General features: G+C 68.2%; 19 protein-coding genes. 4 read left to right on the top strand and 15 right to left on the bottom strand.

Features of this window, described 5'->3' with window-relative positions; all coding sequences use genetic code 11:
- Positions 1-14: 14 nt before the first annotated feature.
- The 10 genes from NP4_RS17210 to NP4_RS17255 all read right to left on the bottom strand — a co-directional run bounded on the left by NP4_RS17210 (position 15) and on the right by NP4_RS17255 (position 8,919).
- Positions 15-710 (bottom strand): MBL fold metallo-hydrolase, encoded by a 696-nt coding sequence (locus tag NP4_RS17210; RefSeq protein ID WP_067998993.1) that lies wholly within the window; start codon positions 708-710, stop codon positions 15-17.
- Between the two features lie 24 nt (positions 711-734).
- Positions 735-1,148 carry a VOC family protein gene (locus NP4_RS17215; protein WP_067998885.1) on the bottom strand — a complete coding sequence of 138 codons (414 nt, stop codon included), beginning with the start codon at positions 1,146-1,148 and terminating at the stop codon, positions 735-737.
- Between the two features lie 11 nt (positions 1,149-1,159).
- Positions 1,160-1,765: a response regulator transcription factor gene (locus NP4_RS17220; RefSeq protein ID WP_067998887.1), complete on the bottom strand. Its 606-nt coding sequence runs from the start codon at positions 1,763-1,765 to the stop codon at positions 1,160-1,162.
- A 107-nt stretch (positions 1,766-1,872) separates the two neighbouring features.
- Complete coding sequence (locus tag NP4_RS17225; RefSeq protein WP_067998889.1) at positions 1,873-3,414, bottom strand: M28 family metallopeptidase; 1,542 nt, start codon at positions 3,412-3,414, stop codon at positions 1,873-1,875.
- A gap of 109 nt (positions 3,415-3,523) precedes the next feature.
- A complete protein-coding gene (locus tag NP4_RS17230; protein WP_082875954.1) occupies positions 3,524-4,693 on the bottom strand; it encodes a sensor histidine kinase in 1,170 nt (389 codons plus the stop codon).
- Positions 4,694-4,745: 52 nt separating this feature from the next.
- Positions 4,746-5,507: an ABC transporter permease gene (locus tag NP4_RS17235; RefSeq protein WP_067998891.1), complete on the bottom strand. Its 762-nt coding sequence runs from the start codon at positions 5,505-5,507 to the stop codon at positions 4,746-4,748.
- Between the two features lies 1 nt (position 5,508).
- Positions 5,509-6,444: an ABC transporter ATP-binding protein gene (locus NP4_RS17240; protein WP_067998894.1), complete on the bottom strand. Its 936-nt coding sequence runs from the start codon at positions 6,442-6,444 to the stop codon at positions 5,509-5,511.
- A gap of 68 nt (positions 6,445-6,512) precedes the next feature.
- Positions 6,513-6,863, bottom strand: a complete 351-nt coding sequence (locus NP4_RS17245) for a hypothetical protein (protein ID WP_067998896.1) — start codon at positions 6,861-6,863, stop codon at positions 6,513-6,515.
- A 111-nt stretch (positions 6,864-6,974) separates the two neighbouring features.
- Positions 6,975-7,895, bottom strand: coding sequence for an NADP-dependent oxidoreductase (locus NP4_RS17250; RefSeq protein ID WP_067998898.1), 921 nt, complete (start codon positions 7,893-7,895; stop codon positions 6,975-6,977).
- 67 nt (positions 7,896-7,962) lie between these two features.
- The gene (locus NP4_RS17255) at positions 7,963-8,919 is read right to left on the bottom strand and encodes an MBL fold metallo-hydrolase (RefSeq protein WP_082875944.1); all 957 of its coding nucleotides are present in this window, start codon (positions 8,917-8,919) and stop codon (positions 7,963-7,965) included.
- A 93-nt stretch (positions 8,920-9,012) separates the two neighbouring features.
- On the opposite strand from NP4_RS17255, the gene NP4_RS17260 reads away from it, so the two are divergent.
- Entirely contained in the window at positions 9,013-9,963 is a 951-nt protein-coding gene (locus NP4_RS17260) for a LysR family transcriptional regulator (RefSeq protein ID WP_067998902.1), read from the top strand.
- Here the strand turns inward: NP4_RS17260 and NP4_RS17265 are convergent.
- Positions 9,918-10,817 (bottom strand): serine hydrolase, encoded by a 900-nt coding sequence (locus NP4_RS17265; RefSeq protein WP_067998903.1) that lies wholly within the window; start codon positions 10,815-10,817, stop codon positions 9,918-9,920. The two genes, NP4_RS17260 and NP4_RS17265, sit on opposite strands and share 46 nt — an antisense overlap.
- Positions 10,818-10,827: 10 nt before the next feature.
- Positions 10,828-12,219 carry a glycine--tRNA ligase gene (locus NP4_RS17270; protein WP_067998905.1) on the bottom strand — a complete coding sequence of 464 codons (1,392 nt, stop codon included), beginning with the start codon at positions 12,217-12,219 and terminating at the stop codon, positions 10,828-10,830.
- A 166-nt stretch (positions 12,220-12,385) separates the two neighbouring features.
- On the opposite strand from NP4_RS17270, the gene NP4_RS17275 reads away from it, so the two are divergent.
- A complete protein-coding gene (locus NP4_RS17275; protein ID WP_245998345.1) occupies positions 12,386-12,781 on the top strand; it encodes an ArsR/SmtB family transcription factor in 396 nt (131 codons plus the stop codon).
- A gap of 3 nt (positions 12,782-12,784) precedes the next feature.
- Positions 12,785-13,222, top strand: coding sequence for a Fur family transcriptional regulator (locus NP4_RS17280; RefSeq protein ID WP_067998907.1), 438 nt, complete (start codon positions 12,785-12,787; stop codon positions 13,220-13,222).
- A gap of 9 nt (positions 13,223-13,231) precedes the next feature.
- Here NP4_RS17280 and NP4_RS17285 read toward each other — a convergent pair whose 3' ends face one another.
- Entirely contained in the window at positions 13,232-14,185 is a 954-nt protein-coding gene (locus NP4_RS17285) for a hypothetical protein (protein WP_067998909.1), read from the bottom strand.
- 102 nt (positions 14,186-14,287) lie between these two features.
- On the opposite strand from NP4_RS17285, the gene NP4_RS17290 reads away from it, so the two are divergent.
- A complete protein-coding gene (locus tag NP4_RS17290; protein WP_067998911.1) occupies positions 14,288-14,896 on the top strand; it encodes a TetR/AcrR family transcriptional regulator in 609 nt (202 codons plus the stop codon).
- Between the two features lie 3 nt (positions 14,897-14,899).
- On the opposite strand, the gene NP4_RS17295 is transcribed toward NP4_RS17290, so the two are convergent.
- Positions 14,900-15,301: a hypothetical protein gene (locus tag NP4_RS17295; protein WP_114755793.1), complete on the bottom strand. Its 402-nt coding sequence runs from the start codon at positions 15,299-15,301 to the stop codon at positions 14,900-14,902.
- A complete protein-coding gene (locus tag NP4_RS17300) occupies positions 15,298-16,095 on the bottom strand; it encodes an isoprenyl transferase (RefSeq protein WP_067998913.1) in 798 nt (265 codons plus the stop codon). Before NP4_RS17300 ends, NP4_RS17295 begins: the two co-directional genes overlap by 4 nt.
- Positions 16,096-16,134 lie beyond the last annotated feature (39 nt).

Raw genomic sequence — 16,134 nt, forward strand, 5'->3', positions numbered from 1 at the left:
CCTCCGGCGCGTCGTCACCAACCGCGCTGCCGCCACTCCGCCAGCTGCGGCCGCTCGGCGCCCAGGGTCGTATCGTCGCCGTGGCCCGGATATACGGCCGTTTCGTCGCCGTAGCGCCCGAACAGCTTGTCCGTGACATCGGTGAGGAGGCTGTCGAACTCCTCCGGCGATGTGGTGCGACCCACGCCGCCGGGAAACAGCGAATCACCGGTGAACAGGTGCACCCGCCCGTCGCCGTCGGTCAGCGCCAGCGCCACCGAACCCGGGGTGTGCCCACGCAGGTGGATCACCTCCAATCCGAGCTCGCCGACGCGAACCGAATCCCCTTCGGCGAGTACGCGGTCGGGCCGAACCGGCAGCGGATCGGCGTCGAGGCTGTGGGCGGCGGTGGGGATGGCCGTCTCGGCCACCACCTTCTCGAGCCCCTGCCAGTGGTCGGGGTGCTGATGGGTGGTGACGATCAGCCCCACCCGGCCCGGCGCCTCCTGGCTCAACAGCTCGAGGATGCGGTCCGGTTCGTTGGCGGCGTCGATCAGCAGTGCGTCGCCGGACGCGGTGTCCTGCACCAGATAGACGTTGTTGTCCATCGGGCCGACCGACATCTTCACGATGCGTGCGCCCGGCACGTCGCGCTGCTGCGGATCGGAGCCCGGTGAGACATGGCCCGTGTAGGAACGATCGATCGTGATCACGCTGTCGATGGTAGTCATGGGCACCGACACGACGGTCGCGACTCAGCTCGCGGGCGGCACCGATTCACCCGAGCGGGTGACCAGCCACTGCTGGATCTCGATCAGATTGCCCTCCGGATCGCGCAGGTAGGCGCAGCGGATCCGATCGCCGAAAACGACCGGACCGGAGGCGATCTCGGCGCCGCGCTCATGCAACCCGGCCAGGTAGGGGTCGAGATCGTCGACCCGCAGCGACACCATGGCCGTATCGCCGCGCCCGGATTCGAGCACCCCGCCCAGCGCCGCGTCGAGGTCGGCGCGCTCGTGCAGGGCCAGGGCGCTGCCCAGTTCGGGTTTGAAGGCCGCGTACGGCGGGGCGGGATCGTCGAACTGCGGTGTCAGGCCGATCACGTCGCGATAGAAGTCGAAGGCGCGGGCGAAGTCGGAGACGATCAGCCGGACTTGAGTCAAATGCACAGATACCGAACCTACAACCAGCCGAGACGTTCGGCCGCCCGGACGGCCTCGGCCCGGGTGCGGGTGCCGGTCTTGCCGATCGCCGAGGACAGATGGTTGCGGACCGTACCCTCGGACAGATGCAACCGCTCGGCGATGGCGGCGGCGGTCGAACCGTCGGCGGCCGCGGCCAGCACCTCGCGCTCGCGCGCGGTCAGCGGCGAGGTTCCGGAGGTCAGCGTCTCGGTGGCCAGCGCCGGATCGACCACCCGCAGACCCATGTGCACCCGCCGCACCGCATCGGCCAATTCCCTTGCGGGCGTGTCCTTCACGACGAAACCACTGGCCCCGGCGTCGATGGCGCGGCGCAGATAACCCGGCCGACCGAAGGTGGTGACCATGAGGATCCGCACGTCGGGTTTCGCGGCATGTAGTTGCTCGGCCACCGAGATCCCGTCCATCCCGGGCATTTCCACATCGAGCAGCACCACATCCGGCCCGCTCCGCTCGACCGCGGCGAGCACCTCGTCACCCCGGCCGACCTCGGCAACGACCTCGAGATCGGTTTCCAGTCCGAGCAGCGCCGCCAGCGCACCCCGCACCAGCGCCTGATCATCGGCCAGCAGCAGCCGAATCATCGCACCTCCGTCGACTCGAGTGTTCCGGCGAAGACGATAGCGCGACCGGCCCCGGACATGGGTCGACCCGGCGCGGCTGGAGGTCCGCGCCGGGTCTCGCCGGGTACTTACCTCACCAATCCGCCGTGATGGGTCTCGGACGGCGCCACCGCGGCCCGGGGGGCCGGCTTCGCCGCGCTCCGACCGGGCAGGTCGTTGCTGAGGCCGTAGCCCGCGATCGAGAACGCGATCGCGCCGGTATTGGTGGTCAACGCCTTGTCGTTGATGTTGTCGATGGTGTCGCAGGGCGAGTGGTAGCAGGAGTCGTACGCCTTACCCGCCTGACCGCCGAACATCTTCTGCTCCTCGGGCGTCTTGATGCCCTCCGCGCCGGTGAACAGGCCGCCGACCGGGATTCCGGCCGTCATGAACGGGCCGTAGTCCGAGCGCCCGTCCAGGGTCGCGGGCACATGCGGGATCCCCTGCACATCGAAGTAGCGCGCGAAGTTCTTCTCGATGTCGACCGAACCGGCCGGACCCGGGCTGCCGTCGTAGATCATGTACGAGTAGTTCGGCGAGGCGATCATGTCGAAGTTGAGGTAGAGCCCGATCTTGTTGCGATCGGCCTCCGACAGCGCGCCCACATAGTGCTCGGAGCCGAGCAGACCGAGTTCCTCCGCACTCCACCACGCGAAGCGGAGCTTGTTCTTCGTCGGCACCGAGGACGCCTGCAGCGCGACCTCGAGCAAACCCGCACTGCCGGAACCGTTGTCGTTGATACCCGGACCCGCCAGGACGGAATCCAGATGGGCGCCCGCCATCACGACCTTGTCGGGATTACCCCACTTGGTATCGGCGATCACATTGTGCGCCTTGCGGATCGAGCTCTCGGTATCGGTCTTCAATCGCACGACCGTACCGGCCGGGGAGTTGAGATCCTCACCGACGGCGAAGCTCGCGCCGACCACGGGAACCGTGAATCCGGGGCCACCCAGGGTTCCTTGGAAGGCGTCGGTGCGGCCGGGCTGGCCCTCGTTGAAGATGATCACCCCGACAGCGCCGGCGGCCTGGGCGTTCTTCGCCTTCTCACCGAAGGTGCAGGTACCGCGCTGGACCAGCGCGATATTGCCCGCGGTGAAATTGGCGAAATCGGCGGCCTCACAACCGGAGGTCGAACTCGGCGTCGGGGCGGGCGGCAGTTGCAGATCGACGGCCTGGACCTTCGCGGTCACATCGCCGGAACCCGAATAGGTCAGGGTGGCGAAATCACCGAGTTTGCCGTTCGGCGTGGTCGGCGTGTAGACCTTCGCATCGGGTGAGACCTGGTTCAGGATTCCGGTCGACTTCTCCCGGAAGAACGGAAAGTCGAACTCCTGCAACGAGACCTGATAACCCGCGCGGCGCAGCTTGTCCGCCACGTACTCGCGAGAGGCGTCGAAGCCCGGGGTGCCCGCGGCACGGGTTCCGCCATTGGCCTTGGCGATGGCCTGCAACTGCTGCAGGTGTCGCTTGATGTTCTGGGTCTGAACCGATTTCGCCAATTGCTGCTCCGGCTGGGGAGCGGGCTCGGCATAGGCCGAACCCGCCAGCGCGAGCGAGACGGCGACCGGTAATGCGGCGACTGCGGCGAGGACGCGACCGGATCTGGCACGTCGGAAGATGCGGGACATGACAACTCCTCCCACGGGACCGATTCGTCCCGATCGTCGGAATCTAGATCGCCATGTCGACGCGCTGAAACCTCGATTGGAAACGAATCGTTAGGGGTTGCCGAAACGGTTACGAAAGTGTTGCGCGCAAACGCAATCCGCCGCCGTCGGCCGCGCCGAGCTCGAGTGTGCCACCCGCCGCGCGCATGCGCTCGCGCAGGCCCGTCAGACCGGATCCGGAGGCCGCGGTGGACACCATACCGATACCGTCGTCGGTGACCTCGATACTGGTCGCGTCGACGCGGACGGTGCAATGGGCGGCCTCGCTGTGGCGCACGATATTGGTCACCGCCTCGCGCAGCACCCAGCCGAACACCACGCTCTGCCGGGTCGGCACATCGACCACCACCGGCAGATCGGCGCGAATCCCGGCCGCGTGCAAGGCCGTTCGCGCGGTGGCGAGCTCACCGGCCAGCGACATCTCGCGCAGCCCGCCCACGGTGTCGCGCACCCCGGCCAGCGCCTCGCGGGCCAATCGCTCGACCTCGGCGATCTCGGTCTTGGCCCGCTCCGGATCAAGATCGACCAGCCGCCCGGCCAATTCGGTCTTGACGGTGATCACGGTGAGCGAATGGCCGAGGATGTCGTGCACGTCGCGGGCGACGCGATTGCGCTCCTCGACGATGGTCAGCTCGCTCTGCTGGCGACGGGCGATTTCGCGTAACCGCTTGCCGCGCGTGCCGACCTCACGGCCGAACCAGATACCCACCGGAATCAGGCACAGAGCCATCGTCCCGACACCGAATCCCCAACCGGGAATCAGCAGCGACAGCAGCAGGGTCACGCCGACCACCGCGACCACCACGTATCCGGATTCGCGAGTCGGAAGTACGAGTACCGCGGTCGCGGCGACGTACAGCAGAGTGGGGAACGCGGCGAATCCGAGCAGGATCATCAGTCCCGCGCTGATCAGGCTCATCGCACCCAGCGGCAGCCAGACCCGAGGATCGATCGGGCCCGGCTCGGCCAGCACGTTCGCACTGTCGGTACGCCGCTGGTACAGCGCGAAGGTGGTCGCGATCAATACCGACAGGGCGATCACCGCGGCCCCGGCGAGTCCGGATCGCAACCGGTCGCCCCCGGTCCAACGGTCGTGAATCGGCCCGATCAGATAGAACATCCACACCAGGGCCAGGAAGACGCCCCATCCGGCTCCCCGCCATCGGCTCGGGCGCGCCGGATCGGACGCGACGTTGTCCAACAACCGCGAGAACCGATGCGGCAGGTCGGCAAGCCTCATACCGGCGGACGCTACCGCACCGCCGGAGGGCTCCGGCGGCGCGGTCTCGAACTCAGCGCGCGGTGTCACGGCGGAACAGATACGCCGCGCCGCCCGCGAACACCGTGGTCCACACGACGACATTGAGCACCGCGAGCGCGACCGATCCCGGACTCTCCTCCCCGAACGGCAGTCGCGCGAGCGTCGCGATCCCGCTGGTCGGAAAGATTCGCGAAACGATCTCGAACCAGCCGCCGGGCTTGATGAACAGCCCGCCGCCGAAGCCCAGCGCAGCCACGGCCAGCCCGAGCACCTGCATCACATTCTCCGACGGCAGCAGATAGCCCAGCAGCAATCCGAACGCCGCGAAGACCAGCGAGCCGACCCAGGCCAGCACGAAACAGGCGACCCACGCCACCGGTGACAGGCGCGCGCCGAAGATCGCGCCGAGCACGAAAACCGAGGTGACGGAGAGCAATCCGAGCATCATCGACACCATCACCTTGGTCGCCACATAGGCCGCCGGGCGCAGCGGGGTCAGGCGCAGTTGGCGGCTCCAGCCGAAGGCGCGTTCGATGGCGACGGTCGCGCCGCCGGTCGCGGTGGAGAACATCGCGCCGTACACGGCCATCGACACCATCATGTAGCCGGTGAGATTGCCCGATCCGTAGGCCTGATCGCGCAGTGAGGACTGGGTGCCCACCGCCACGAACACCACCGCGGGCATGAGCAGGGCCAGGATGCCGGTGCGTTTGTTGCGCAGCATGCGGCGCAGTTCCAGGGTCAGGAATTCGGGGCTGAAGCCGCCGAACCGGTCGAGAGTGGTGGTGGTCATATCAGTTGTCTCCGGTCAGGGCGATGAAGGCGTCTTCGAGATTGCGGCCGGTGACCTCGAGGTCCACGGCCGGTGTGGCGGTGAGCAGGTAGCGCGCGACGGCGTCGGAGTCGCTGGTGTGCACCAGGATTCGGTCACCCCTCGTTTCGACCGAATCCACCCCGGGCAGGCCCTGCAATCGAGTCCGGTCCGCACCGGGCAGCGTGGCGCTCACGGTGCGTCCGGCGGCCAGGTTCTTGATCTCCGCGGCGCTGCCGTCGGCCACCACTTTCCCGTTGCGCACCAGCACGATTCGATCGGCGTAGGCGTCGGCCTCGTCGAGGTAGTGGGTGGCGAACAGTACGGTGCGGCCCTCGCGGGCGTCGTGGCGGATGGCGCTCCAGAAATCGCGCCGCCCCTCGACGTCCATGCCGGTGGTCGGCTCGTCGAGTACCAGCAGATCGGGATTCGGCAGCAGCGCCAGCGCGAAACGCAGCCGTTGCTGTTGTCCCCCCGAACATTTGCCCACCATGCGATCGGCCAAGCCGTCGATGCCCGCGCGCACCAGCACCTCGTTCACCGGGCGCGGATGTGAGTGCAGACAGGCCACCAGCCGCACGGTCTCGGCGACGGTGAGATCGGGCAGCAGGCCACCGGACTGCAGAACCGCCGAGACCCGTCCGGCCGCGATGGCGTGTTCCGGTGTGCCACCGAATAATTCGACCCGCCCGGAATCCGGGCGCAGCAGGCCCAGCAGCATATCGATGGTGGTGGATTTACCAGCGCCGTTGGGTCCGAGAAAGGCGACGATCTCCCCGGGCGCGACCGTCAGGTCGAGCCCGTCCACCGCGCGCACCGGACCGCCCGGCGTATGGAAGGACTTGGTGAGCCCGCGCAGCTCGATCGCGGGCGTCGCGATCGCCCGGGCCGACGGGCCGGAGGTGATGGCTGATGTCATAGCTCCACTGTCGTGCGCAGCGGGCCCGCGTACCTCGGCCGAGCGTCACGAACCGACCATGACAATCGTCATGGTCGCGATTGGTTTCGCGGCCGATCCACGCGCCGGCGCACCGGCGCGATCGCCCGCAGCGGCACGGCCAGCGCGCCGAATACGGCCGTGGTGGCCATGATCGCCTCCACGGCGATATTGGCCGCCACGATCAGCACGCACAGCAGCGTGGGCTGCGCGAACAATGCCGCGGAGACCCAGGCTTCCGATTGCACGGCCAGGATCGTCGCCGCACCGCACAGCAGCAGTCCGGCCAGCGCCGCCATCGCCACCCAGAAGTCGAGCAGCCGATCCGCCGGGGTCGCTCGCTCGACCGCCGAATCCACCACCACCGTCCCGCCCTTCCCGCCGCCGCACGCGGATTCCACCGTGCGGCAGCATCTTTCGTCGGCTCACCTTACTGGCCGGAAGCTTCGACCGGCCATTCACGAATGTGAACACGGAGGTGAGCACCGAACGGGAGTGGGGCACAGCGCGGTTCAGGGATGCAGCACGATCTTGCCGTGGGTGTGATCGCCCTCGAGTTCACGGAACGCCTCGCGGACCCGTGCCAGCGGATAGGTCGCGGCGATGGGCACCTCGAGCTCCCCGGTCGCGGCGAGATCGGCCAGTTCGGCGAGGACGTCGATGGTGTCGGCGGAGGCGTTGCCCTCGGCCTTGACCCCGTATTTCTCCACCGCGGGAAAGTCGATGATGGTATTGACGCGATCGGGCTTCACACCCAGTTCCAGCGCCAGGTCGACATAGCCGGAACCATAGGTGTCGACGAACGCGTCGATCCCCTCGGGCGCGGCGGCCCGCACCCGCTCGGCCAACCCGTCCCCATAGGCGACCGGGATGACGCCCTTGGACCGCAGCCAGTCGTGCTTGGCGGGTCCGGCGATGCCGATCACCGTGACGCCGCGTGCCCGAAGCAGTTGCACCACAAGCGAACCCACCCCGCCCGCGGCGCCGGACACCGCGATGGTGTCACCGGCCTCGGGGCTGACCGCACGCGCGGCGGCGAAGGCGGTGGTGCCCGCGACGAACAGCGCACCGGCCACATCCCAGGACAGTCCGGCGGGCTTGGGCGTCACCTGTTCGGCCGCCACCACCACCCGGGTGGCATGACTGGCGCGATTGTGCGTGAAGCCGAGTACCTCGTCGCCGACCTCGAGCCCGCTCACGCCCTCGCCGAGCGCGGCCACCCGCCCCGCGAAATCGCTGCCCTGTCCGGAGGGGAAACTCGCGGGCCAGCGCTCGTGCAGCAGACCCTCGCGGATCTTGGCCTCCCCCGGATTGATTCCCGCGGCGACCACCGTCACCGCCACCTCCCCCGGTCCGGGATCCGAATCCGGAGCCTCCACCACGTTCAGCACGTCGAGGTCACCGTACCGATCGAACTTGACCGCCTGGCCCATACCGCACCTCTTCCGTTGGGGGTTCCTGTGCATCCCGAACGGTTGCGGGCGGGCGGATATTTCCGACTCACGGGACGAGGGTCTCGAGATGGTCGACAACGACGAAGCGGCTGGCCGGGCTCGCGGCTGCGACCGCCCTGCGCAGTGCGTCCAGACCGCCGCCGTCGCGGGCGGGTTCGCTCAGCGGATAGTCGAAATCGTCCCAGTGTGTCGGCACCACATAGCGCGGATTGCCCAGCGTGCGTAGCAGTCGGGGCGCGTAGTCGCGAATCTTGGCGCCGCCCGCGGGCAGCAGCAGTACATCGGGTCGCAGCCCGGCCAGTTCGGACTCGATGTAGTTGGAGCCGCCGAAGTTCAGTACGCCGATATCGCCCATGGTCACCTGATAGGCCAGGGTGCCGCCCTCGACCAGATCGGCGATGACCCGCGGTCGCGGCAGTGAAGCCGCGCCGAGGCCGGTTCGCGTTCCGGGATAAGGGATCTGGGCTCGCGCGCCGAGGGCCGAATGCAGTGAGCGCAGCACCCTGATGCGGTAGCCGTCGAAGTTCAGATCCTCGCCACCGGTGACCAGGGACAGCTGCCGCTCCGGCGCGCCGAGGGCGAGCATCAGATTCAGATGCGTCTCGGTGCCCAGGACCGTGGCGCCGGTGCGCTGGGCGAGATAGGGGACGTCGGTCAGATGGTCGTAGTGGCCGTGGGTGACCAGGATGTGGTCCGCGCGCAGGCGACCGGAGTCGATATAGGAGTCGATCCGGGCAGTGTCCACCGAGATCGGCGTCTGCGGATCGGCGCCCTGCTCGGTATAGGTGCCGGTGTGGAAACGGGTGATCCAGGGATCGATCAGCACGGTCTTGCCGCCCGCGGTGATCTCCCAGCCGTTGTTGCCCCACCAGCGCAGGGTCACCCCGGACGCACCCGCCGGAGCCGTGGTCACCGCGGCCGGACCGCGCTGTTCGGTGACGCATCCGGCCGCCAGCAGCGCTGCGGCCGCCGCGACCGATCCCAGCAAGCCCCGCCTGTTCATTCCGCTCATAGCGAGCACGACACCACGGTCCGCGCGCCGCTGTCCAAGATCGACCTTTCGGCGCGCCCATATCGAAACCGATATCGTCGCTGCGTGGACCCCCTGCGCAAAATGCGGTACTTCGTCGCCGTCGCCGAGGAATTACATTTCGGACGCGCCGCCGAACGGCTCGGCATCGCCCAGCCGCCGCTGAGCCAGCGCATCCGGGAATTGGAAAAGGATCTGGGCGCACGGCTTTTCGATCGCGGCCGCGCCGTCACCCTGACCGAGGCCGGGCAGATCCTGCTCGCCGAATCCCGCGATCTGCTGGCCCGCTGGGACCGGATCACGACGCTGGTCGGCAAGGCCCATCGCGGGGAGATGGACGCGCTGCGCGTGGGCGTACCGCCGGAACTGGCCGGGCGGGTGCTGGCGGCGATCCTCACCGAATTCGAGCGACGACATCCGCAGGTGCGGCTGGATCTGCAGGAGCTGTCCACCTCCGAACAGCTGCGGCTGCTGGCCGATCGGCAGATCGATGCCGGACTGCTCCAGCATCCGGTGGATGTGATCGGACTCGAACTGGGCCCGGCGATCGATACCCCGCTGGGTGTGGTCCTGCAGCGCGATTCCCCGCTGGCGGCGAAATCGGAAGTGGCGCTGCCGGAATTGAGCGGTCACGGCGTGGTGCTGCCGCCGCGCGCGGCCGCGCCCGGACCCTATGACACTATGCTGCGCCAGTGCTGGGAACACGGATTCCGGCCCACCCGGGTGGTGCACGCGCGCAATCCGGAATTCGTTCTCGGCCTGGTGCTTTCGGGGCACGGGGTGGCATTCGACGAGGGCGCGGTGGCGCGCAAGGAGCCGCGGGTGGTGTGGCGTCGGCTGACCGGGGAGCCGCTGCGCAGGCGGCTGTCGCTGGCCTGGCCCACGTCCGCGCCGCATCCGCTGGCGGCGCGGCTGGCCGAGTTGATCGCGAATGTGCTACGCGCGGACGGGATTTCGACGCTCGCGCCCGCTCAGGACGCGGTGCGACCGTGGGATGTGCTGACCGGGCGGTGGTGATCCAGGGATTCGATCGCCGCCCGCGCGGCCGCGCCGATGGCGCGATCGACGCGCGGCGCGCGATCGGCGAGTACGGCGGCGCGGGTGAAAACCGCGACCGCGCAGCGAGTTCCGTCGGGGGAGCGCACCACGCCGATCTCGTTGCGGACGCCGGGCAGGGTGCCGGTCTTGCTCCACAGCGTGACCTCGTCGCCGAAGGCCGAACCGAGCCGGGCCTGGTTGAGCTGGGCGCCCATCAGTTCACGCAGCCACGCGCACGCCGCGGGCGGACCCGCCTCGTCGCGGGCGATCAGTTCGAGCAGCCGGGTCATCTCGCGCGGCGTACTCGCCGAGGTGCGGCCCGGATCCATGATGCGCAGGCCGAACACCTCCTCCGGCGCCATCCGCGGATAGCGGCGGGCGAATTCGGCGGCGTCGGCCGCGCCCATATCCTCGGCCATCGAGATCAGCAGATCGCGCAGCGCGCCCACGACGCGGGTGCGGGTCAGGCCCAGTTCGTGGACCCGTGAGCGCACATTGTCCAGGCCGACCCGATCGAACAGCAGATCCGCGGCGGTATTGTCGCTGACCGACAGCGCGAGATAGGCGGCATCGCGCAGGCTGTATTCGACATCGTCGCGACAGCCCGAGGTGCCGGGGCCGCCGAGCCGATCGGCGGCGGTGGCGCGCACACGATCGGTGGGATCGAGCTGCCCGGCCGCGATCTGCCGGGCCAGCTCCAGTACGAGCGGAACCTTGACCACCGAGGACAGCACGACGGGTTCATCGGCGCGCCAACCGGTTTCGGCCCCGCAGTCCAGACAGCGGGCGTGCAGCCAACCTTGCACGCCCGCGTCGTCGAAGACTTCGCGCAACGAGCCGGACTCAGGCCCCGAGCAACCGCTGGGCCAGATAACCCTCGACCTGGTCCAGCGAAACGCGTTCCTGGGTCATCGAATCGCGCTCGCGGACGGTGACCGCCTGATCCTCGAGGGTGTCGAAGTCGACGGTGACGCAGAACGGGGTGCCGATCTCGTCCTGGCGGCGGTAGCGGCGGCCGATGGCGCCGGCGTCGTCGAAGTCGACGTTCCAGTTCTTGCGCAGCTGCGCGGCGAGGTCCTTGGCCTTCGGCGACAGGTCCGCGTTGCGCGACAGCGGCAGCACCGCGGCCTTCACCGGCGCCAGGCGGCGGTCCAGCTTGAGCACCGTGCGCTTTTCCATGACGCCCTTGGCATTGGGCGCCTCGTCCTCGGAGTAGGCGTCGATCAGGAACGCCATCAGCGAGCGGGTCAGACCGGCCGCGGGCTCGATGACGTAGGGGGTGTAGCGCTCACCGGTGTTCTGATCGAAGAAGCTCAGATCGGTGCCGGAATGCTCCGAGTGGGTCTTGAGATCGAAGTCGGTGCGGTTGGCCAGGCCCTCGAGCTCACCCCATTCGCTGCCCTGGAAGTAGAAGCGGTACTCGATATCGACCGTGCGGGTCGAGTAGTGCGACAGCTTCTCCTTCGGATGCTCGTACAGCCGCAGGTTCTCCGGGTCGATGCCGAGATCGGTGTACCAGGCGAATCGAGTGTCGATCCAGTACTGGTGCCACTGCTCGTCCTCGCCGGGCTTGACGAAGAACTCCATCTCCATCTGCTCGAACTCGCGGGTGCGGAAGATGAAGTTGCCGGGGGTGATCTCGTTGCGGAAGCTCTTGCCGATCTGGGCGATACCGAACGGCGGCTTCTTGCGCGCGGTGGTCATCACATTGGCGAAGTTCACGAAGATGCCCTGCGCGGTCTCCGGGCGCAGATAGTGCAGGCCCTCCTCGGACTCGATCGGTCCGAGATAGGTCTTGAGCATCATGTTGAAGTCGCGCGGCTCGGTCCACTTGCCGACGGTGCCGCAGTCGGGGCAGCCGATGACCTCCATCGACACCGAATCCGGGTCGTCGATCTTGTTCTTGTCGGCGTAGGCCTCCTGCAGGTGGTCCTGCCGATGGCGCTTGTGGCAGTTCAGGCATTCGACCAGCGGATCGTTGAAGACGCTCACATGGCCCGAGGCCACCCACACCTGCCGGGGCAGAATGATCGAGGAGTCCAGGCCGACCACATCGTCGCGACTGGTGACCATGGACCGCCACCACTGCTTCTTGATGTTCTCCTTGAGCTCCACGCCCAGCGGCCCGTAGTCCCACGCCGACCGGGTGCCTCCGTAGATCTCACCACTGGGGTAGACGAGACCCCGACGCTTGGCGAGATTGGCGACGGTGTCGACCTTCGACTTGGGTGCCACTGTTGAAGCTCTCCCTCTGGATGATGGGTTGACGGCGATTCGATCCAGCGTATCGGGGCGACCGGCACACGGTCCAAGCAGTATGGCGACACGCGAGCGCATGGAGTTGACATGCGCACCTTTGCATATCAATAATGGCATCGGTTTCCAATAAGGAGTTGGTTCGATGACCACCGACAGCGGTGCTCCCCTGCGTCGCAGCCGTGTCGCCGTGGAGGCGCCCACGCCGATTCCGCACGATCCGTATCCGTATCGCGCGCCGACCGCGCCGGCCGTCCCGCCGCGCGCGATTCTGGACAATGCGGGCGAATTACTCCGCGCCCTGGCCGCGCCCGTGCGCATCGCCATCGTGCTGCAGTTACGCGAGTCGCCGCGCTGTGTCCACGAGTTGGTCGATACCCTGGGCGTCACGCAGCCGTTGGTCAGCCAGCATCTGCGGATCCTCAAGTCGGCGGGGGTGGTGCGCGGGGAGCGCACCGGCCGCGAGGTGATCTACGAACTGGTCGACGACCACCTGGCGCGCATCGTCGTCGACGCCGTCGCACATGCCGAGGAAGGGTGATTCGTGCCGGACAAGACGGGCACAACCGAGAAGACGGTCGGTATTCGCAGTACCCGCCAGCGCAGCGCCATCGCGGCGCTGCTCGGCGACATCGATGAATTCCGCTCCGCGCAGGAGTTGCACGACGAATTGCGCCGCCGCGGTGAGGGAATCGGCCTGACCACGGTCTACCGCACCCTGCAGTCGCTGGCCGACGCGGGAATGGTCGACGTCCTGCGCACCGACACCGGCGAATCGGTGTACCGCCAATGCTCCAAGGGCCATCATCATCACCTGGTCTGCCGCCACTGCGGCCGCACGGTCGAGGTCGAGGGCCCCACCGTGGAGGCCTGGGCCGAATCCGTTGCGGGACAGCATGGTTTCACCGAGATCAGCCACACCATGGAGGTGTTCGGCACCTGCCGTCCCTGCGCGGTCGCGCGGGACGGCAAGTGTTCCTGATTCCGCCCCTCAGGCGGTGACCGGGGTGGGTTCGACGGCCCGTGGGCGCAGGGCTGCCACGGTCGACAGCGCCAAAGCCGCTGCGGCCCAGGTGAACAGGACCGTCAGCGGGGTGGCGATCGCACGGCCGTCGAAGAACGCCGCCGAGCGCAGCAGCGTGGCGGCCGCCCCGGGCGGCAGGAGCTGACCGAGCGCGCCCCAGGGCTTCGGCAGCAGTTCCGGCGCCGAGGTCGCCGCGGAGAACGGATTGCCGATCAGCATCAGAAGCGCTGCGGCGACACCGATTCCGGCGCGACCGAGCACCGCGTACAGGCCCACGACCGTGCCCGCGACGGTGAACGACACCAGGCCCGCGATCGCGGCCAGGACGACATAGGATCCGGGCAGCAGCTGCAGCCACCCCTGCACGATCGACATACTCAGCAGCCCGCTGACGACCGCGAAGGTGAGCAGGCCGAGCACGCGCCCGCCGACCACCGGCACCGAGAGACTCAGCAGCACACCGGCGGCCAGTCCGGCCATCACCAGCGGCAGCACCATGGCGCCGAATCCCGCACCGCGCGGATCGTGCGAGTCGGCGGCGACCACATCCTGCACGGGCGCGGCCGGAGCTCCGGAGATCTGCTGTCCGATCTGCGTGATCAGCTGCGCCGCAACGGGACTCGACGCCGAGGCCACCAGCAGCCGAGGCTGACCCCCACCGGTGACGATCGCGCCGTAGGCATCCCGCCGCTCCAGGGCCGAACGCGCCGCGGCCTCGTCGGCGACCGTGGTGACCTCGAACGCGTCCGGATCGTGCTGGGTCATTTTCTCGGCGACCAGGCTCGCCTGCGGCCCGGCGACCACGATCGGCAGATCGCGCGGTGCGATCCGGGCGGCGGGCCAGGCGAAGGCGATCAGCATTACGGCCTGCAGTACGGCCGCGGCCAGACCCACGGCGATCGCGCGTGACGTGGCGTTCATGACGGGCTCCCCAGAAAATCGAATGTTCGTTCTTTTATGAGCCTCACGGTCGCATCCGGCCGTGAGCTTGTCAAGAACGAACATTCGTTTTACTTTGGAACCATGCCCCGAGTCAGCGAGGAACATCTGGTACGCCGTCGACAGCAGATACTCGACGCCGCCCTGGAATGCTTCGCCCGCAAGGGCTTTCACGCCACGTCGATGCAGGACGTCTTCGCCGAATCGGGGCTGTCGGCCGGTGCGGTGTATCGCTACTTCAAGAGCAAGGACGATCTGATCGCGGCCCTGGCCGCCGACGCCACGACGCTGGTGGGCGGGGCGATGGACGAGATCGTGCACCGCGATCCACTGCCCACGCCGGGCGAGGTGATCGCGGCCCTCACCACAGAGATCATCGGCATCGACCAGCACAGCGGCCGGGTCCGCCTCGCGCCGCAGGCCTGGGGGCTGGCGGTCACCGATCCGGCGGCGCGGGAGTATGTGAGCACGGCCATCCTCGCACTGCGCGACCGCTGGCGCGCCTACGCCGAACGCATGCGCGAGGCGGGCTGGCTACCGGCCGACGCCGATACCGATGCCGTCGCCAAGGTACTGCTCGGCATCATGCCCGGCTTCCTGCTGCAGCATGTGCTGATCGGCGACATCGAGCCGCGGGCCCTGACGCGCGGGCTGGACCTGTTGCTGCCGCAGTATCGCCACGCCCCCGCGTAATACTCAGGGCACCAAGCCCTTTCGCGCCCGGCCCGCACCCGAGAGCACCAGCAGCAGCATGGTGGTCAGCGCGCTGTCGGACAGTCCCGCGGCCGGGAAGGTGTAGCGCAGGATCACATCGGCCAGCTTCTCGTGACCGATGACGGTGATCGAACCGAACTGCAGCGCGTTGTTGCGATCGGCGACGCGCTTGTGCAGCTGCGGTTTGAGCGGGCGGTCCCAGGCCAGCACACAGGTCAGGGTCAGCACATCCAGGCCGTCGGCGAGATTGACCCCACGCAGCGAGCACAGCGCGCCCTCGAATTCGAAGCCGAGTCCGCCCTCCTCGACCCGCACGGCGATATCGCAGCGGGTCAGACACGCCCCCGCTCGGACCTGCAGTTCCTCGGCGGCCGCCGCGCTCATTTGACCCCGCCGAAGCGGCGGTCGCGCTTGGCGTACTCCACACACGCCTCCCACAGGTTGCGCCGGTCGAAATCGGGGAAAAGCGTGTGCTGGTAGACGAATTCGGCATAGGCCGACTGCCAGATCAGGAAGTTGGAGCTGCGCAGCTCACCGGACGGGCGCAGGAATACGTCGACATCCGGCATATCCGGCTCGTCCAGGAAGCGGGCGAAGGTCTTCTCGTCGACCTTCTCCGGATCCAGCTCCCCCGCCGCCGCCCGGCGCGCGATCTCGCGTGCGGCATCGGCGATTTCGGCCCGGCCGCCGTAGTTGACGCACATGGTCAGGTTCATCACCGTGTTGTCCTTGGTGAGCTCCTCGGCGATCTCGAGCTCCTTGATCACGCTGCGCCACAACCGCGGTCGCCGCCCGGCCCAGCGCACCCGCACACCCATCTCGTGCATCTCGTCGCGCCGGCGGCGGATCACATCGCGGTTGAAGCCCATGAGGAACCGGACCTCATCGGGGCTGCGCCGCCAGTTCTCGGTCGAAAAGGCATAGGCGGACAGCCATTTCACCCCGATCTCGATACAGCCCTCGACGGTGTCCATCAACACCGCCTCCCCGCGCTCGTGTCCCGCGGTCCGCGGCAGCCCGCGCTCCTGTGCCCAGCGCCCGTTCCCGTCCATCACCAGCGCTACATGCCGCGGCACGAACTCCAGCGGCAGCGCGGGCGGACGCGCCCCCGACGGGTGCGGCGAGGGCGGGCGGACGGTGCGGGTGGCCTGAACGGTGGAGGTGCGGTTGCCGATCACGCCACCAATCCTGCAACATCGGCCCGAGCCCGCGACGAC

This window comes from Nocardia pseudobrasiliensis NBRC 108224, from assembly GCF_001613105.1.
GTDB classification, from domain to species: Bacteria; Actinomycetota; Actinomycetes; order Mycobacteriales; family Mycobacteriaceae; genus Nocardia; species Nocardia pseudobrasiliensis.